The 18245-nt window shown below is 71.7% G+C and carries 14 protein-coding genes and 1 tRNA gene; 7 read left to right on the top strand and 8 right to left on the bottom strand.

Going from position 1 to position 18245, the window contains the following annotated elements:
• Positions 1-55 precede the first annotated feature (55 nt).
• Entirely contained in the window at positions 56-1390 is a 1335-nt protein-coding gene (locus IF17_RS0125305) for a M20/M25/M40 family metallo-hydrolase (protein ID WP_018515384.1), read from the bottom strand.
• Between the two features lie 72 nt (positions 1391-1462).
• On the opposite strand from IF17_RS0125305, the gene IF17_RS0125300 reads away from it, so the two are divergent.
• Together IF17_RS0125300 and IF17_RS0125295 are read left to right on the top strand one after the other, a co-directional pair.
• Positions 1463-1550, top strand: a tRNA-Leu gene (locus tag IF17_RS0125300).
• Between the two features lie 62 nt (positions 1551-1612).
• Positions 1613-2557 carry an RluA family pseudouridine synthase gene (locus tag IF17_RS0125295; protein WP_030570133.1) on the top strand — a complete coding sequence of 315 codons (945 nt, stop codon included), beginning with the start codon at positions 1613-1615 and terminating at the stop codon, positions 2555-2557.
• A gap of 12 nt (positions 2558-2569) precedes the next feature.
• Here the strand turns inward: IF17_RS0125295 and IF17_RS0125290 are convergent, their stop codons facing one another.
• The 3 genes from IF17_RS0125290 to IF17_RS0125280 all read right to left on the bottom strand — a co-directional run bounded on the left by IF17_RS0125290 (position 2570) and on the right by IF17_RS0125280 (position 5056).
• Positions 2570-3199, bottom strand: a complete 630-nt coding sequence (locus IF17_RS0125290) for an MBL fold metallo-hydrolase (RefSeq protein ID WP_030570130.1) — start codon at positions 3197-3199, stop codon at positions 2570-2572.
• On the bottom strand, positions 3199-4284 hold the full coding sequence (locus tag IF17_RS0125285; protein WP_030570127.1) for an S-(hydroxymethyl)mycothiol dehydrogenase: 1086 nt from the start codon (positions 4282-4284) through the stop codon (positions 3199-3201). The genes IF17_RS0125290 and IF17_RS0125285 overlap by 1 nt, the downstream gene beginning before the upstream one ends.
• 70 nt (positions 4285-4354) lie before the next feature.
• Complete coding sequence (locus IF17_RS0125280) at positions 4355-5056, bottom strand: FadR/GntR family transcriptional regulator (protein ID WP_030570125.1); 702 nt, start codon at positions 5054-5056, stop codon at positions 4355-4357.
• A 140-nt stretch (positions 5057-5196) separates the two neighbouring features.
• On the opposite strand from IF17_RS0125280, the gene IF17_RS0125275 reads away from it, so the two are divergent.
• On the top strand, positions 5197-5706 hold the full coding sequence (locus tag IF17_RS0125275; RefSeq protein WP_030570123.1) for a gluconokinase: 510 nt from the start codon (positions 5197-5199) through the stop codon (positions 5704-5706).
• 11 nt (positions 5707-5717) lie between these two features.
• Complete coding sequence (locus IF17_RS0125270; RefSeq protein WP_030570121.1) at positions 5718-7115, top strand: GntP family permease; 1398 nt, start codon at positions 5718-5720, stop codon at positions 7113-7115.
• 76 nt (positions 7116-7191) lie between these two features.
• Here IF17_RS0125270 and IF17_RS0125265 read toward each other — a convergent pair whose 3' ends face one another.
• Positions 7192-8772, bottom strand: a complete 1581-nt coding sequence (locus tag IF17_RS0125265) for an APC family permease (protein WP_030570119.1) — start codon at positions 8770-8772, stop codon at positions 7192-7194.
• A gap of 71 nt (positions 8773-8843) precedes the next feature.
• Positions 8844-9815: a hypothetical protein gene (locus IF17_RS0125260; RefSeq protein ID WP_030570117.1), complete on the bottom strand. Its 972-nt coding sequence runs from the start codon at positions 9813-9815 to the stop codon at positions 8844-8846.
• A gap of 204 nt (positions 9816-10019) precedes the next feature.
• Here IF17_RS0125260 and IF17_RS0125255 point away from each other — a divergent pair, with 204 nt between their 5' ends.
• The gene (locus IF17_RS0125255) at positions 10020-10466 is read left to right on the top strand and encodes an ASCH domain-containing protein (RefSeq protein ID WP_030570115.1); all 447 of its coding nucleotides are present in this window, start codon (positions 10020-10022) and stop codon (positions 10464-10466) included.
• Positions 10467-10625: 159 nt separating this feature from the next.
• Here the strand turns inward: IF17_RS0125255 and IF17_RS0125250 are convergent, their stop codons facing one another.
• Positions 10626-12284: an FAD-binding dehydrogenase gene (locus tag IF17_RS0125250; protein WP_030570113.1), complete on the bottom strand. Its 1659-nt coding sequence runs from the start codon at positions 12282-12284 to the stop codon at positions 10626-10628.
• 119 nt (positions 12285-12403) lie between these two features.
• Here IF17_RS0125250 and IF17_RS0125245 point away from each other — a divergent pair, with 119 nt between their 5' ends.
• Positions 12404-12913 carry an NUDIX hydrolase gene (locus IF17_RS0125245; protein WP_030570111.1) on the top strand — a complete coding sequence of 170 codons (510 nt, stop codon included), beginning with the start codon at positions 12404-12406 and terminating at the stop codon, positions 12911-12913.
• On the opposite strand, the gene IF17_RS0125240 is transcribed toward IF17_RS0125245, so the two are convergent.
• On the bottom strand, positions 12898-14442 hold the full coding sequence (locus IF17_RS0125240; protein WP_030570109.1) for an MFS transporter: 1545 nt from the start codon (positions 14440-14442) through the stop codon (positions 12898-12900). The two genes, IF17_RS0125245 and IF17_RS0125240, sit on opposite strands and share 16 nt — an antisense overlap.
• A gap of 450 nt (positions 14443-14892) precedes the next feature.
• On the opposite strand from IF17_RS0125240, the gene IF17_RS0125235 reads away from it, so the two are divergent.
• A complete protein-coding gene (locus IF17_RS0125235) occupies positions 14893-18240 on the top strand; it encodes an ATP-binding protein (protein ID WP_030570106.1) in 3348 nt (1115 codons plus the stop codon).
• Positions 18241-18245 lie beyond the last annotated feature (5 nt).

Genomic DNA, 18245 nt, shown 5'->3' with positions numbered 1-18245 from the left:
TACGCACAGGCAGTCGAATTACGCACGCGTCCGGTCGGCGGTTCGTACGGGCCGGTCAGCAGTTGTCGATGAACCGGTCGAGCACCCGCACGCCGAACTGCAGACCGTCCACCGGGACCCGCTCGTCGACGCCGTGGAACATCCCGGCGAAGTCCAGCTCCGGCGGCAGCTTCAGCGGGGCGAAGCCGAAGCCCCGGATGCCGAGGTCGTCGAAGGACTTGGCGTCGGTGCCGGCCGAGAGCATGTACGGCACGGCACGGGCGATCGGGTCCTCGGCGACCAGCGCGGTCTGCATGGCGTCGACCAGAGCGCCGTCGAACGTGGTCTCCAGCGCCTTGTCCGCGTGCACGTCCTCGCGCTTCACGTTGGGGCCCAGGATCCGGTCCAGGTCGGCGAGGAACTCCTCCTCGTACCCCGGCAGGTACCGGCCGTCGACATGGGCGGTGGCCTGGCCCGGGATGACGTTGACCTTGTAGCCGGCGCCGAGCTGGGTGGGGTTGGCGGTGTTCTGGAGGGAGGCCCCGATCAGCTTGGAGATGCCGCCCAGCTTGGCCAGCGTCTCGTCCATGTTCTCCGGGTCCAGCTCGGTGCCCAGCGCGTCGGAGAGCTCGTCCAGGAAGTGCCGCAGCGTCTTGGTGACGCGGACGGGGAACTTGTGCCGCCCCAGCCGCCCGACCGCCTCGGACAGCTCCGTGATGGCGTTGTCCTTGTGGATCATCGACCCGTGCCCGGCGGTGCCGTCCACGGTGAGCTTCATCCAGTGCATGCCCTTCTGGGCCGTCTCCACCAGATAGAGGCGCAGCTTCTCGTTGACGGTGAACGAGAACCCGCCGACCTCGCTGATCGCCTCGTTGACGCCCTCGAAGAGCCCCGGGTGATTGTCGACCAGGTAGCGGGCGCCGTACGTACCGCCCGCCTCCTCGTCCGCGACGAAGGCCAGCACGATGTCGCGCGGGGGCTTGCGGCCGGTGCGCATCCGCTCGCGTACGACCGCGAGGGTCATCGCGTCCATGTCCTTCATGTCGACGGCGCCCCGGCCCCAGACGCAGCCGTCCGCGATCTCGCCGGAGAACGGGTCGTGCGTCCAGTCCGCCGCGTTGGCCGGGACGACGTCGGTGTGCCCGTGGATGAGCAGGGCGGGCCGGGAGGGGTCCTCGCCCTCGATCCGGGCGACGGTGGAGGCACGGCCCTTGTGCGACTCGAAGATCTGCGGCTCCAGACCCACCTCGGCGAGCTTCTCCGCCACGTACTCGGCGGCGAGCCGCTCACCGGGGCCGGAGTGGTCGCCGTAGTTGCTGGTGTCGATCCGGATGAGGTCACGACAGAGGTCCACGACCTCCTTCTCGGCGTTGCCGCCGCCGACGGCCTTGCCCGTGCTGCTCTCGCTCACGCTGCTTCCTTCCGCTGTCGCTGTGGTGCTCCTCCCCATCCTCCCGCGCCCACCGCCCACAACAGACACCTTGTCCGGGTGGCGGAATGGCAGACGCGCTAGCTTGAGGTGCTAGTGCCCTTTATCGGGCGTGGGGGTTCAAGTCCCCCCTCGGACACCAGCAGGAGCCCCACTTCGGTGGGGCTCTTTTGCGTCACCGGGTTCGGCGGGAAAGGGGCGGGGATGAGGGGCCGCAGGAAGGCGTCCGCCGGGCCTCTGCCCCAGCGGGACGGGATCGATGCCGTGCGGGTGCGGCTGCCGGAGGATCCGGAGGGGCGCTGGGGATGCGTCGGGGAGTATCTCGTCGCGCGGTTCGGTGGGGCGATCGGGGCCGGGCGGGTCGCGGCGATGCTCGACGCGGGGCGGTTCGTGGGGGCCGACGGGGGCGCTGTGCGGGGCGGTGATCCGTATGCCGCCGGGCTGTCGCTCTGGTTTCATCGGGACTTCGCGGCCGAAGTGCCGGTGCCCTTTCCCATCGGGATCGTGTACCGGGACGCGCATCTCGTGGTCGCCGACAAACCGCATTTCCTCGCCACCACGCCCCGGGGGCGGCATGTCACCGAGACCGCGGTGGCCCGGCTGCGGCGGGAGCTGGGGGTGCCCGCGCTCCAGCCCGCGCACCGGCTGGACCGGCTGACGGCGGGGCTCGTGCTCTTCGTGGTGCGGCCGGAGGAGCGGGGCGCTTACCAGACGCTGTTCCGGGACCGGCTGGTGAGCAAGGAGTACGAGGCGGTGGCTCCGTACGATCCCGGCGTGGCCCTTCCGCGGATCGTACGCAGTCGGATCGTGAAGGAGCGTGGGGTGCTCGCCGCCCGGGAGGAGCCGGGTGAGGCGAACAGTGAGAGCCGGGTGGAGCTGGTGGAGGCGCGGGGCGGGCTGGGACGGTACCGGCTGGTGCCCGCCACCGGGCGGACGCATCAGCTGCGGGTGCATATGAACGCGCTGGGGGTGCCGATCCTCCACGATCCGCTGTATCCGGTGGTGGAGTTGGAGGCGGAGGGGGCGGTGGAGGACTTCTCCCGGCCCTTGCAGCTGCTGGCGCGGCGGCTGGAGTTCACCGATCCGGTCAGCGGGGAGCCGCGCCGCTTCGTGAGCGGGCTGCGGCTCTCCGCCTGGCCGGAGGGGTGAGGGCGGCCGTGCTCAGTGGCCGCGCTTGATCCAGTCGTCGAGCTGCGGGGCCTCCGCGCCGATGGTGGTGGGGTCGCCGTGGCCCGTGCGGACCGTGGTGTCGCCGGGGAGGGTGAGCAGGCGGTCCCGGATCGAGTCGATGATCGTGGGGAATGACGAGAAGGAGCGGCCGGTGGCACCGGGGCCGCCCTGGAAGAGCGTGTCGCCGGTGAAGACCGTTCCCAGCTCGGGGGCGTAGAGGCAGACGCAGCCGGGGGCGTGGCCGGGGGTGTGCAGGACCTTGAGGGTGGTGCCGGCGACGGTGAGTTCCTGGCCGTCGGCGAGGGGGCCGTCGGGGGTCCGTTCCGGGTGGGTCTGCAGCCAGAGCGGGAGGTCGTGCGGGTGGAGCAGGATCGGGGCGCCGGTGGCCTCGGCGAGGGCCGGGGCGGCGTCGATGTGGTCGTTGTGGGCGTGGGTGCAGACGATGGCGCGCAGCGTACGGCCGCCGAGTGCGGCCTCGATGGCAGCGGCGTCGTGGGCGGCGTCGATGACGATCGCCTCGGTGTCGTCGCCGACGATCCAGACGTTGTTGTCGACGTCCCATTCGCCGCCGTCGAGGGCGAAGGTGCCGGAGGTGACCAGGTGGTCGATGCGGACGGTCATCAGAAGACCACCACCGAGCGGAGGACGTCACCGTCGTGCATCCGGGCGAAGGCCTGCTCGATGTCGCCCAGGCCGATCGTCTCGGTGACGAAGGCGGCGAGGTCCAGGCGGCCCTGCTGGTGGAGGTCGACGAGCATCGGGAAGTCGCGGGAGGGCAGGCAGTCGCCGTACCAGGAGGACTTGAGCGAGCCGCCGCGGCCGAAGACGTCCAGGAGCGGCAGTTCGAGCTTCATGTCCGGGGTGGGGACGCCGACGAGGACGACCGTTCCGGCCAGGTCGCGGGCGTAGAAGGCCTGTTCGTACGTCTCCGGGCGGCCGACGGCCTCGATGACGACGTCGGCGCCGTTGCCGTCGGTGAGGGCTCGGATGGCCTCGACCGGGTCGCTGGAGCGGGAGTTGACGGTGTGGGTGGCGCCCATCTTCTTCGCCGTCTCCAGCTTGCGGTCGTCGATGTCGACCGCGATGATCTTCGCCGCTCCCGCGAGGCGGGCCCCGGCGATGGCCGCGTCGCCGACGCCGCCGCAGCCGATGACGGCGACGGAGTCGCCGCGGCCGACCTGGCCGGTGTTGATGGCGGCGCCGATGCCCGCCATGACACCGCAGCCGAGCAGTCCGGCGACCTCGGGGGCCACTTCGGGGTCGACCTTGGTGCACTGGCCGGAGGCGACCAGGGTCTTCTCGGCGAAGGCGCCGATGCCGAGGGCGGGCGACAGCTCCGTACCGTCCAGCAGGGTCATCTTCTGCTTGGCGTTGTGGGTGTCGAAGCAGTACCAGGGGCGGCCGCGCAGACAGGCGCGACACTGCCCGCACACCGCACGCCAGTTGAGGATGACGAAGTCGCCGGGGGCGACGTCCGTGACGCCCTCGCCGACCGACTCCACGACGCCCGCCGCCTCATGGCCGAGGAGGAAGGGGAACTCGTCGTTGATGCCGCCCTGCTTGTAGTGCAGGTCGGTGTGGCAGACGCCGCACGCCTGGATCTTCACGACGGCCTCTCCGGGGCCGGGGTCGGGGATGACGATCGTCTCGACCCGCACCGGCTCGTTCTTCCCGGGTGCGATGACCGCTTGCACCTGCTGTGGCATAACCCTGTTCTCCCTGCTCCCGCGCTTCGCGAAGATCGATCGCGGACCACCGTACGCCTTGGGAGACCTACTACGGAGCGAGGACGTCCAGTTCGTGCAGGGCGCCCACCGCGATCTCCTTGGTGATGCGCTCGGCCGCTTCCGGGTCGCCCTCGCGGACCGCTTCGGCGAGGCGTACGTGGAGGGTGACGGCGGCCGGGTCGGGGTCCTCGAACATCACCTGGTGGTGGGTGCGGCCCGCCAGGACCTCGGCGACGACATCCCCGAGGCGGGCGAACATCTCGTTGCCGGAGGCGTTGAGGACGATCCGGTGGAAGGCGATGTCGTGTTCGAGGTAGCCCTCCAGCTGCTGGCCGCGCGAGGTGGCGACCATGCCGAGGGCGCGTTCGGTCAGCTCGGCGCACTGCTCGGCGGTGGCGTGGCGGGCGGCGAGGCCGGCCGCGACCGGCTCGATGGCGGAGCGCAGGACCGTGAGGGAGCGCAGCTGGCGCGGGCGGTCGGAGCCGGCCAGACGCCAGCGGATGACCTGGGGGTCGTAGACGTTCCAGGTCTCGGTGGGGCGGACGGTCACCCCGACCCGGCGGCGGGACTCGACCAGGTGCATGGACTCCAGGACCCGGATCACTTCGCGGATCACCGTACGGGAGACGTCGAAGCGCTGGGCCAGCTCGTCGGTGCGTAGGACGCTGCCGGGCGGGCACTGGCCGGAGGAGATCTCCAGACCCAGGGTGTCCAGCACATGTGTATGCAGCCCCTGGCTCTGTGTGGTCATGGGGCAAGCCTACGGGGCGGCCCTCGGGAACAAAAAAGTACGACGTATGTGTCACAGACTCTTGAATAAGTCGTACCTAATAGGTTTCAGTAGCGCGACGGACCGATGTCGAAGAAGACAGCGAGACAGCGAGGCACCCCATGAGCACCCCCCACGTCGTCGTGGTGATGGGCGTAGCAGGAACCGGCAAGACCACGATCGGTCCCCTGCTCGCCGCCGAACTCGGCGTTCCGTACGCCGAGGGCGACGACTTCCACCCCCCGGCGAACATCGAGAAGATGTCGGCCGGCACCCCCCTGGACGACGACGACCGGTGGCCCTGGCTCGATGCCATCGGTGAGTGGGCGCACGGGCGGGCGGGGCTCGGCGGGGTCGTCTCCAGCTCGGCCCTCAAGCGGTCCTACCGGGACCGGCTGCGGGCCGGGGCGCCCGGCGCCCTGTTTCTGCATCTGACCGGCGACCGGGCGCTGATCGAGGAGCGGATGGCGGAGCGCAAGGGCCACTTCATGCCCACCGCGCTGCTCGACTCCCAGTTCGCGACGTTGCAGCCGCTCCAGGCCGATGAGGCCGGGGTGGACGTCGACGTGTCCGGCACCCCCGAGGAAATCACCCAGCGAGCCGTCGCCGCACTGCGCCGGCTCGACACCTAAGGATCATCACCGTGACCAGTCTCAGCGTCGAGATGCTGGCAGCGGACGCCGCCGAACCGATCACTTCGGCAGGCAACGCGCAGTTGGGCATCGCCGTACTGGCGGGCATCGCCGTCATCGTTCTCCTGATCACCAAGCTCAAGATGCACGCGTTCCTGGCGCTGACCATCGGTTCGCTGGCGCTCGGTTCCTTCGCGGGAGCGGCCCCGGCCGACACGATCGCCAGCTTCACCGCGGGCCTCGGCTCCACCGTCGCGAGCGTCGGCGTCCTCATCGCGCTCGGCGCCATCCTGGGCAAGCTGCTCGCCGACTCCGGCGGGGCCGACCAGATCGTCGACACCATCCTGGCGAAGGCGAGCCGGGGGGCCATGCCGTGGGCGATGGTCCTCATCGCCTCGATCATCGGTCTGCCGCTCTTCTTCGAGGTCGGGATCGTGCTGATGATCCCGGTGGTGCTGCTCGTCGCCAAGCGCGGCAACTTCTCCCTGATGCGGATCGGCATCCCGGCGCTGGCCGGACTCTCCGTGATGCACGGGCTCATCCCGCCGCACCCCGGCCCGCTGGTCGCGATCGACGCGCTGGACGCCAACCTCGGTGTGACGCTGGCGCTCGGTGTGCTGGTCGCCATCCCGACCGTGATCATCGCCGGACCGGTCTTCGCCCGTTACGCCGCGCGCTGGGTGGACATCGAGCCGCCGGAGAAGATGATCCCGCAGCGTCCGTCCGAGGAGCTGGACCGCCGTCCCAGCTTCGCCGCCACGCTGGTGACGATCCTGCTGCCGGTCGTGCTGATGCTGCTGAAGGCGCTCGTCGAGATCGTCGTGGACGACCCGGAGAACAGCGTCCAGCGGGTGACGGATGTGGTCGGCTCGCCGCTGATCGCCCTGCTCGCCGCCGTCCTGCTCGGGATGTTCACCCTCGGCCGGGCCGCCGGGTTCACCAAGGGCAAGCTCGCCGGGACGGTGGAGAAGTCGCTCGCCCCGATCGCCGGGATCCTGCTGATCGTCGGCGCCGGCGGTGGCTTCAAGCAGACGCTGATCGACGCCGGGGTCGGCCAGATGATCCTGGACTTCTCCGAGAACTGGTCGATCCCCGCCCTGCTGCTCGGCTGGCTGATCGCCGTCGCGATCCGCCTCGCCACCGGCTCGGCCACGGTCGCCACCATCTCCGCCGCCGGTCTGGTCGCCCCGCTCGCGGCCGACATGTCGACCTCGCACGCGGCCCTGCTGGTCCTCGCGGTCGGCGCCGGTTCGCTCTTCTTCAGCCATGTGAACGACGCCGGGTTCTGGCTGGTGAAGGAGTACTTCGGGATGGATGTCGGCCAGACCGTGAAGACCTGGTCGGTGATGGAGACGATCATCTCGGTGGTCGCGATGGCCTTCATCATGCTGCTGTCGCTGTTGCTGTAGCGGCCCCCCGCGCAGATGGAGAGCGCCCGCCCCGGTTCCGTATCGGGGTGGGCGTTCTCACGTACGTACGAGGTGGTCAGCGGCGGCTGGCCTCGTTCTCGGCCGCCTTCTCCAGCTGGAACGCCTCGTTGCCGAGGCCGATCCGGGCGTGCACCTCGGGCTTGACCTTGCGCAGGACCGCTCCGTAGACGAGCCCGCCGATCAGGGCGAGGACGATCACGCCGGGCAGCAGCCAGTTGAGGGCCGATCCGTCGCCGGAGCCCACGAGGACGTCGAAGTCGCGGACGGTGAAGACGGCGATCGACAGCAGCGCGATCCCGGCGAGGCCGGAGGCGACCAGGCGCGGGGCCTGGGCGCGGCCCGCGCCGCGCTTGACGAAGAAGGCGATGACGGCGAACGAGGCGGCGGCCATCAGCAGGATGACGCCGAGCGCGCCGACGTTGCCCATCCAGGTGAACAGGCGCAGGACGGGGACGGTGGGGTCGCCGATGTGGTTGTCGTCGCTGAAGGCGAAGGCCAGCACGATGACGACGGAGATGACGGACTGGAGCAGCGAGCCGATGCCGGGGGCGCCGCTGGCCCGGTTGGTGCGGCCGAAGCGGGCGGGCAGCAGTCCCTCACGGCCCATGGCGAACGCGTAGCGGGCGACCACGTTGTGGAAGCTGAGGAGCGCCGCGAACATGCCGGTGACGAAGAGGATGTGCAGGACGTCGGTGAAGGTCGAGCCGAGCCGCTCCTCGGTCAGGCCGAACAGCATGCCCGGGCCCTCCTTCAGGGAGGTGTCGGCGATGAAGCCGGGTCCGGCGGCGACCGTCAGGGCCCATGAGCTGATGGCGAGGAACAGCGCCGCGTACCCCACCGCGAGGAACATCACGCGGGAGACCACGATCTGCGGGCGGCTGGTCTCCTCCGCGTAGACCGGGGCCTGTTCGAAGCCGACGAACGCGGCGATGCAGAAACAGAGCGCGGTGGAGAGCCCGGCGCCGGTGAGGGTCTCCGGGTTGAACGCCGCGAACGAGAGCCCCTCGGGGCCCGGCTCGGAGACGGCGGCGATGTCGAAGATCACGACGAGCAGGCACTCGATGACCAGCAGGACACCGAGCACCTTGGCGTTGAGGTCGATCTTCAGCCAGCCGAGGATGCCGACGACGACCACCGAGATCAGTGCGGGGATCCACCACTGCACGTCGATGCCGGCGTACGTGGAGAGGATGACGGAGACCTCGAAGCCGAGGATCCCGTAGATGCCGACCTGCATCGCGCTGTACGCCACCAGCGCCACCAGCGAGGCTCCGGCACCGGCCGTCGGGCCGAGGCCCCGGGCGATGTACGCGTAGAAGGCGCCCGCGTTGTGGACGTGCCGGCTCATCTCCGCGTAGCCGACGCTGAACAGCATCAGGACGGCGCCGAGGATCACGTAGAGGAGTGGCTGGCCGACGATGCCCATCACGCCGAAGACCGTGGGCATCACCCCGGCGACCACCATCAGGGGGGCGCTGGCGGCGAGCACGGAGAGGAGCAGGCCGGGGGTGCCGAGGCGGTTCGCCCGCAGGGCGCGTTCCTCACCCTTGTAGGTGTTGATCCCGCCGGTATCGCCCGTCAGCCTGGTGGTGCCGGTCTGCCGGGTCTTGCCTGGAAATGAACTGCCCGTCGACATGGCGGGGGTGGTCCCTTCTTCGGTCTTCGCTATCTCGGTGTTCCGTCTTCGTTTCTCGGGTGAGGCCCTGGTCAGGGGGTGCCGAGTGCGTGGTCCCGGGCGGCGGTGAACGCGGCGTACGGGTCGCGGCCGGAGTACGACCAGGGGGCGGCCGTGGCGTGCGGGCCGATGCGGTGGAAGAGGGCGGCGGCCTCGGCGGTCCGGCCCTCGCAGACCTTGGCGTGGGCCAGGAAGTTGAGGTCCACGCGGTGGCGGGGGTGGTCCTCGCGCTCCCACTCCAGCCACCAGTCGAAGGCCGCCTTCATCACCTGCCGGGCCCGCCGTCCTGACCAGTGCCCGGACGCCACCGGGTCGTCCGGTTCGCTGCCCGCCGCCACGAGTACGCGGTAGCGCTCGGCGTGGGCGACGACCGGGAGCACGGCGAGCGGCGAGTCGGCCGGGGCCTGTTCGGCGGCCCAGGCGGCGAAGTCGTACACCTCGTGCAGCGGGTCCTGGCCGCTGTCGGGGTGGCTCTCGGCCAGGAGCGCGGTCATCACGTGGTGGGCGTGGTGGTGCTCGGGGTGGCGGGAGCGGACCTCCTCGAAGAGCCTGCCGGTCTCGTCACCGCCGTCGTCGCGGCCCCGGTCCAGGAGGAGCAGGGCCAGCCACGGGGTGGGGTCGTCGGGGGTGATCCGGGCGGCGGCGAGACAGGCCTGCCGGGCGCGGGCGGCGTCGTCGGCCTTGGCCTTGGGGCGCAGGGCCCGTACGACACAGGCGCAGCCGAGGAGGGTGGACGCGTCGGGGCTCTCGGGTTCGGCGAGCAGCCAGTCGCTGGCCCAGTCCACCGCGGAGGGGATCTCGGCGAGGCCCAGGACGCGGTGTCCCCGGCGGTCCCAGTCGTTCCCGGTGGTCACCAGCAGGGCGCGGGCGTCGCCCCAGCGTCCCTGGGTGAACTGGCTGCGGGCGTCGATGAGTTCGTGGTCGTCCAGGGCCGGGTCGAAGGCGTGGTCCGAGCGGCCGCCCCGGCGGCGGGAGCGGCCCAGGGGCGGCGGAGGCGGGGACATGCCGCAGACTTCTTTCGACGCGGTGTGCGAGCAGATGATCGCGCACAGCAAAGCGGTAGGGAATGCTCCGAGTCAAGAGGTGGTCTCTACCAACTGCTCTCCGTTTCCGGATAGTTGGCCGGAAGTCGTCGGGCCGGGAGAGGTGTTTGCCCAGCGTGCGGGTGGGATGGGCGGGTGCGGAGTGACGCCTGACACACTGAGGGTATGGAACCTCGCGAACCTCTCGCCCCCTTCCTCCTCGCCTTTCCCGGCCCGTTGCGCGACCGGCTGGTGGCGGCGGTCCTCTCCGGTGAAAAGGTCTCCACCTCCGGGCTGTTGGCCGAGTACGAGCTGGAGGGCGAGGAGCTTCCACCGGTGGGCGAACGGTCCGCGCTGATCGACTCGGAGGGTCGGGAGGTGGCGGTGCTGGAGATGACCGAGGTACGGGTGCTGCCGCTCGGGGAGGTCGATCTCCAGCATGCGCTGGACGAGGGCGAGGGGTACCGGTCGGTGGCCGAATGGCGTGCGGGGCACGAGGCGTTCTGGCACGGGGAGGAGATGCGGGAGGCGATGGGGGATCCGTCGTTCACGGTGGACGACGGGACGATGATCGTGGCCGAGCGGTTTCGGGTGGTGGAGCGGTTGGACGGGGGCGGGGTCTCCTCTGGGTGAGGGTCCGGGGTGTACGGCGGGCCTTCGGCCGGGTGAGGGTCCGGGGCGCCGCCCCGGGCCCCGCTCCTCAATCGCCGGAGGGGCTTGAATGGTGGCCCCGGTCCGTCATGCGCGGGAGAGCTTGAATGATGGGCTCGCCCCGTCCAGCACCGTAAAAGCTCAGTCAGCCAGTGTCTTTGCCGCCGCCCGACCCGCCGCTCGGCCCGAGAAGATGCAGCCGCCCAGGAACGTGCCCTCCAACGAGCGGTAGCCGTGGACTCCGCCGCCGCCGAAACCCGCCGCCTCGCCCGCCGCGTACAGGCCGGGGAGCGGGGTGCCGTCCGCGGTCAGGACCTGGGAGGAGAGGTCCGTCTCCAGGCCGCCCAGGGACTTACGGGTCAGGATGTTGAGGCGTACGGCGATGAGCGGGCCCGCCGCCGGGTCCAGGATGCGGTGCGGTTTCGCCGTACGGATCAGGCGGTCGCCGAGGTAGGCGCGGGCGCCGTGGATCGCGGTGACCTGGAGGTCCTTGGTGAAGGGGTTGGCGATCTCGCGGTCGCGGGCGGTGATCTCGCGGCGCAGCTCGGCCGCGTCGATCAGGCCGTCGCCGCTGACCGCGTTCATGCCCCGGACCAGGGCGTCGAGGTCCTTCTCCACCACGAAGTCCGCGCCGTGGTCCATGAAGGCCTTCACCGGTGCGGGCACGTCCGCGCGGGCCCGGCCGATCACGTCACGTACCGACTTGCCGGTCAGGTCCGGGTTCTGTTCGGAGCCCGAGAGGGCGAACTCCTTGCCGATGATCCGCTGGTTGAGCACGAACCAGGTGTAGCCGTGGCCGGTGCGCATGATGTGTTCGAGGGTGCCGAGCGTGTCGAAGCCGGGGAAGAGCGGGACCGGCAGCCGCCTGCCCCGGGCGTCCAGCCAGAGGGAGGAGGGGCCGGGCAGGATGCGGATGGCGTGCTTGGACCAGATCGGGTTCCAGTTCTCGATGCCCTCGGTGTAGTGCCACATCCGGTCCCGGTTGATGTGGTGGGCGCCCGCCTCCTCGGCGATGCCCAGCATCAGCCCGTCGACGTGGGCGGGGACGCCGGAGAGCAGTTTCTCGGGCGGGGTGCCGAGGCGCTCGGGCCACTGGGAGCGGACCAGGTCGTGGTTGCCGCCGATGCCTCCGGAGGTGACGATCACCGCCTGGGCCCTGAGCTCGAAGGTGCCGGTGGCCTCGCGGCTGCTGGCGGTGCCTCGCTCGGCCGCGCTCGGCTCCAGGATCTCGCCGGTGACCGTGTCCAGCGCCCCGGCCGTGCGGGCGAGGCCGGTGACGCGGTGGCGGAACCTCAGCTGGACGAGCCCCTTGGCGACGCCCGCGCGCACCCGGCGCTCGAAGGGGGCGACGACGCCGGGGCCGGTGCCCCAGGTGATGTGGAAGCGGGGTACGGAGTTGCCGTGGCCGGTCGCGTCGTAGCCGCCGCGCTCCGCCCAGCCGACGACCGGGAAGATCCGCAGCCCCTGCTGGTGCAGCCAGGAGCGCTTCTCGCCGGCCGCGAAGTCGACGTACGCCTCGGCCCACTTCTTGGGCCAGTGGTCCTCCTTGCGGTCGAACCCGGCGGTGCCGTACCAGTCCTGGAGGGCCAGTTCGCGGCTGTCCTTGACCCGCAGCCGGCGCTGCTCGGGCGAGTCGACGAGGAAGAGGCCGCCGAAGGACCAGTGGGCCTGCCCGCCGATGGACTGCTCGGGCTCCTGGTCGAGGACGATCACGGAACGGCCGGCGTCGACCAGTTCGGCGGTGGCCACGAGTCCGGCGAGCCCTGCCCCGATCACGATCACATCAGCGTCGTACGCCATGGGTTCCATCCTGTTCGGGGAGGCTCAGGGGTGTGAGAAACGTTCAAGTTACCCGTGCGTCAGATCTTGGGTACCGTCCGCTGCCACGTCAACCACCCGGGTGCTGTTGGATGAAACGCATGACGCCTTCTGACGAGATCCTGGACATCGTCGACGAGAGAGACGAGGTCATCGGGCAGGCCCCGCGCGGCGAGGCGACCGCGCGGGGCCTGCGCCACCGCTGTGTCTTCGTCGAGGCGCGCGATGCGCAGGGGCGTCTCTTCGTCCACCGGCGGACGGCGACCAAGCTGCTCTTCCCCTCGCACTACGACATGTTCGTGGGCGGGGTGGTGGGCGCGGGCGAGTCCTACGACGAGGCGGCGCTGCGCGAGGCGGAGGAGGAGCTGGGGGTCTCGGGGCTGCCGATGCCCGAGCCGCTGTTCCGGTTCCTCTACACCGATGAGAAGCACTCTTGGTGGTCCGCCGTCTACCAGGTGCGGTGCGAGCTTCCGGTGGCCCCTCAGGCGGAGGAGGTCGCCTGGCACACCTTCCTGGACGATGCGGAGCTTGAGGAGCGTCTCGGTGAGTGGCCGTGGGTGCCGGACGGGGTGGAGGCGTACCGGCGGCTGCGGGCCTACCGGTCCGCCTGATCCGCGACGCCGGGGCCCACGCCGCGCAGGGCGGTCATCGCGATGACCGCGGTGGTGGCGGCGACCAGGGCACAGACGACGGCGACGGTGTTCAGCCCGCTGGTGTACGCGTCACGGGCGGCGGCCAGAGCCTGGTCGCCCAGCTCCGGGGAGAGCCGTCCGGCCGCGGCCAGGGTGCTCTCCAGGCTGTCCCCGGTGGCCCGGGCCGCTCCCTCGGGCAGCCCCTCGGGCACCTGGACCTGGCTGCGGTAGACGGCACTGCCGATGCTGCCCAGGACGGCGATGCCCAGGGCCACGCCCAGGTCACCGCTGATCGAGGAGAGCGCCGCGGCGGATCCGCCCCTTTCCGGCGGGGCGGAGCTGACCACCAGGTTGGTGCCGAGCGCCCCGGCGGGGCCGCTGCCGAAGAACACGACGACGAAACCGGCCACCAGCAGCGGCAGTCCGCCGACCGGGCCGACAAAGGCGATCAGCACGTAGCCGACGGCGCCGATACCGAGGCCCATGCCGATGACGAGCCCGAGCGGCAGCCGCTTCACCAGGGTCGGGGCGAGTTGCGCGGAGACGATGGAGGCAAGGGCGGAGGGCACCATCCACAGCCCCGCCTCCATCGGGGAGAGGCCCTCGACCATCTGGAAGTAGCCGGTGACGAACAGGTAGAACCCGCCCATGGCGACCATCGACACCAGCAGGACCACCAGCGCGAAGCTGAACGAGGCGCTGCTGAACAGGCGCAGGTCGAGCAGCGGGCTCTCCAGCTTCCGCTGCCGCGAGACGAACAGCGCGCCCACCACGAGACCGGCCAGGATCGCCCCGGCCGCCAGCGGGTCCCAGCCGTACCTGGCCAGCTCCTTGAGTCCGTGGATGACCGGCAGGATCGCGCCGAGCGAAAGGGCCACGCTCAGCAGGTCCACCTTCCCCGCGCCGGCGTCCCGGTATTCGGGCAGCAGGATCGGAGCCAGGACCAGCAGGATCACCATGATCGGCACGCCCAGCAGGAAGACCGAGCCCCACCAGAAGTGCTCCAGGAGCACGCCGCCGACCACGGGGCCCAGCGCGGTGCCCGCCATGAAGCAGCTCGCCCACACCGCGATGGCACGGCCGCGCTCCTGCGGGTCGTGGAACATGTTGCTGATCAGGGCGAGGGTGGACGGCATCAGCGTCGCCGCGGAGATGCCCAGCAGCGCCCGGGCGGCGATCAGCGTCTCGGCGCTCGTGGAGTAGGCGGCGAGCAGGGAGGTGAGACCGACACAGGCGGCACCGATCATCAGGAGCTTGCGGCGGCCCACCCGGTCGCCGAGCGTGCCCATGGTGATCAGGAAGCCGGCGATCATGAAGCCGTAGATGTCCATCATCCACAGCGTCTGGGTCCCGGTGGGCTCGAGGGCCTCGGCGAGGTGCGGCAGGGCCAGGAAGAGGACGCTCTGGTCCAGCGAGATCAGCAGCGTGGGCAGGGCCAGCACGGCCAGCCCGGTCCATTCCCGGGTGCCCGCCTTGGGTGCGGAGGGCGCGGCGGCCTTCGACGACATGCGGTGTTCCTTCCATGGTTGTGCGTGACGTGCGCGTTCGCGTGACGTGCGCGTTCGCGTGACGTACGGGTTCTGCGTGACGTACGGGTTCTGCGTGACGTACGGGTTCTGCGTGACGTACGGGGTCTGCGTGACGTACGGGATCTGCGTGACGTACGGGATCTGTGGGCGGCTCAGCCGGGGTAGGCGCCCTCGGCGCGGGCGTCCCGGAGCAGGCGTCCCCACCAGGTGAGCTGGTCGAGCATCGACGTGGCCGCGTCGAGGGGCCCCTGGGGTCCGACGGGCGGCCCTGGTGGTCGAACTGCTCCCGGCAGTCCCGGCTTCTTCGGCCGCCACTGTGCGCCCGGCCGCTCCCGGTCCGCTCCCGGACTTCTCCCGGGTCCGGTCTCGGCCCGTGGCAGGCCGGGAGGGGCCTGTCGGCCGCCGTCCTCGCCGGGATAGCGTGATCACATGCGTTTCGGGGTGCTCGGTCCTCTGGCGGTGTGGACGGCGGACGGCCGGACGGTCCGCGTGCCCGAGCTGAAGGTCCGCGCGTTGCTGGCCCTCCTCCTGGTCGAGCAGGGGCGGCCGGTCTCGGCCGACCGGCTGATCGACGCGCTGTGGGGCTCCAACCCGCCCGGCAACCCGACGGGGGTGCTCCAGACCAAGGTCTGGCAGCTGCGCCGCGCGCTGGAGGACGCCGAGCCCGGGGGGCGCGAGCTCGTGGTCTCCCTCGCCCCGGGGTATCTCCTGCGCGCGGACGGGGACGCGGTGGATTCCGGCCGGTTCCACCGGCTGGCGGCCGGAGCCCGGGCCGCCGGCGACCCGCGCGAGCGGGCGGCGCTGCTCGCGGACGCCCTGGCCGTGTGGCGCGGGCCGGCGTTCGCCGACTTCGCAGACGAGGAGTTCGCCCACACCGCGCGGGACCGGCTGGACGAGCAGCGGCTGACCGCTCTGGAGGAACAAGCGGAAGTGCGGCTGGAGTTGGGGGAACACGCGCTGGTCGCCGACGAGCTGGGCGACCTGGTCGCCCTGCACCCGCTGCGCGAGCGGCTGCGCGCCGCGCAGGTCCGGGCCCTCTATCTCGCGGGCCGGCAGGCGGCGGCGTTGAGCAGTTACGCGGAGCTGCGCGAGCAGTTGGCGGAGAACCTCGGGGTGGATCCCGGCCCCGGACTGGAGGCGCTGCACCGGTCGATCCTCGGCCAGGACCCCCAACTGACCGCGGCTCCCCCGCCCGCGACCAGCGCCGTGCGTCCGGCGACGAACATCCCAGCCGCCCTCACGGAGCTGGTCGGCCGGTCCGGGGCGATGGATCAGCTCCGCACGCTGCTGGCCGCCAACCGGCTGGTGACGCTCACGGGGGTGGGCGGTGTCGGCAAGACGCGGCTCGCCCTGGCGATGGCCTCCGAGGTCGTCGACCGGTTCCCGGGCGGGGTGCGGCTCGCCGAGTTCGCCGTGCTCGACCCGCCCCGGGTACCGGCGGGGCGGGCGGCGGCGGGAGCCTCGCCCGCCGGGGTGTACGAGGTGGTCGGTGCGGTGCTCGGGGTGCGCGATGACGCCGGGCCGAACCCGGGCGGGGGCGCGCCGCTCTCCGCGGTGGACCGGCTGGCGCACGCGCTGGGCGACGAACCCGCGCTGCTGGTCCTGGACAACTGTGAGCATGTGGTCGAGGACGCCGCCGAGCTGGCCGAGCGGCTGCTCAAGGCCGCACCCCGGCTGAGGATCCTGGCGACCAGCCGGAAGCCGTTGGGGATCACCGGCGAACACCTCCAGGAGGTACCGCCGTTGCGGCACCCCGGCCCTGCGGCCGACCTCGGCCCGGCGGCCGTACGCCGGTTCAGCGCGGTGCGGTTGTTCGAGGCGCGGGCTGCGGCGGCGGCTCCCCGCTTCGTCCTCGACCGGAGCAATGCGGCGGCGGTCGTCTCGATCTGCCGTCGGCTGGACGGTATCCCGCTGGCCCTGGAGATGGCCGCGACCCGGGTCCGGTCCCTGGGGGTGGCCGAGCTGGAGGCCCGTCTGGACGACCGGTTCCCGCTGCTCGCGACGGGCTCGCGGAGCGCTCCGGAACGGCAGCGGACCCTGCGGTCGGTGATCGACTGGAGCTGGGGCCTCCTCGACGAGCAGGAACGCACGGTGCTGCGGCGCCTGGCCGTGCACAGCGACGGAGCCACCCTGGACGCGGCCGAGGTGGTCTGCGGGGCCGGAGGCCCGGACCGCGCTCCGGTGGTCGACCTGCTGGCCCGGCTGGTGGACTGCTCGCTGGTCGTCATGGCCGAGGGGACGGACGGCCCCCGTTACCGGCTGCTCGAATCGGTGGCGGCCTACTGCACCGAACGCCTGCGGGAGAACGGCGAGTCCGACGAGGTGAGGCGGCTGCACCGGGCGTACTACACGGCACTCGCCGAGCGCGCCGATCCGCATCTGCGGGGCCACGGCCAGCGGCAGTGGCTGCGCCGCATGGACGCCGAGACCGCCAATCTGCGGGCGGCGCTCGACAGCGCCGTACAGGACGGGGACGCGGACCGGGCGCTGCGGCTGGTGAACGCGGTGGCCTGGTACTGGCGTCTGCGCGGCCGCAACCAGGAGGCCGAGCGGTCCCTGGCCCTCGCCCTGTCCGCGGCCGACGAGGCCGGACTCCCGGTCCCCGAGGGGGCCGACGCGCGTGCCCTGTCGGTGGCCCGGGCCACCGCCTGGCTGGGGGGCTTCCGGCTGGCGGTCCACGGCAGCACCGATCCCCGGGCGGTGTACGAGGCCGCGCTCCGGCCCTACGCGGCGGTGGACGACCCGGCCGGGCGGGCCAGGTCCCAGTGGTTCCTGGCCTCCCACCTCTACGGCATCGGGGACGTGGCGCCGAGCACGGAGCTGGTCGCCCGCGCCCTGGACGGGTTCCGGTCGCTCGGCGACCGATGGGGCACGGCCGCGGCCCTCGGCAGCCGCACCTACCACGCGAAGCTGCGCGGGGACTTCGGCGCCGTGCGGCGCGACGGCGAGCAGAGCCTCGCCCTGTTCCGGGACCTGGGCGACCAGTGGGGGCAGCTCCAGGCCATGGTTCCGCTCCAGACCCTGGCGGAGGCCGTCGGCGACTACGCGTACGCCGGGCGGCTGTACCGGGACGGGCTGCGCATGGCGGAGGACCTCGGCCTGTGGCGGGACGTCGCCTTCCAGCTCTCGGGGCTCGGGCGGCTCGCGCTGCTGACCGGGGACCTGCCGGGGGCCCGGGAGCTGCACGAGCGGGCGCGGCGGCTCGCGGCCGAGCAGTCGGACACGTTCGGGGAGCAGTACGCCGAGATCGGGCTCGGGCTGGGGGCCCGCAGGGCCGGCGAGCTCGACGCGGCCGAGGCCCACCTGCGCCATGTCCTCGAACTGCACCGGCGGATGGGGTACGAACCGGAGACGCCCCCGCTGATCCTGGCCGAGCTGGGGTTCATCGCCGAACTGCGCGGCGACGCGGGCGAGGCCCTGCGGCTGCAACGGAAGGGGCTGACGGTGGCGCGCGCCACCGGCGACCCGCGGGCAGTCGCGCTGGCCCTGGAAGGGCTGGCCGGAGCGGAGCTGCTGAGGGGCAGGCCCGAGGCGGCGGCCCGGTATCTGGGGGCCGCGGCGGCGGCCAGGGACACCGTCGGTCTACCGCTGCCCGACGGGGAGCGGCACGACATCGACCGCATCGCGGCGCGGGCCGTGGAGGTCCTCGGCCGGGCGACGTACGAGACCCTGTTCGCCGGAGGCGGCGAGCCGGCGGAACAGCTCCTGGGCCAGGGGGAACGGTTCCTGGGCCAGGCGGAACAGTCCATGGGCCAGGTGGAACCGTTCCTGACCTAGGGTTC

The organism is Streptomyces cyaneofuscatus, from assembly GCF_000718135.1.
In the GTDB taxonomy this organism is placed as follows: domain Bacteria; phylum Actinomycetota; class Actinomycetes; order Streptomycetales; family Streptomycetaceae; genus Streptomyces; species Streptomyces cyaneofuscatus.
This window is presented reverse-complemented; position numbering and strand designations above follow the sequence as displayed.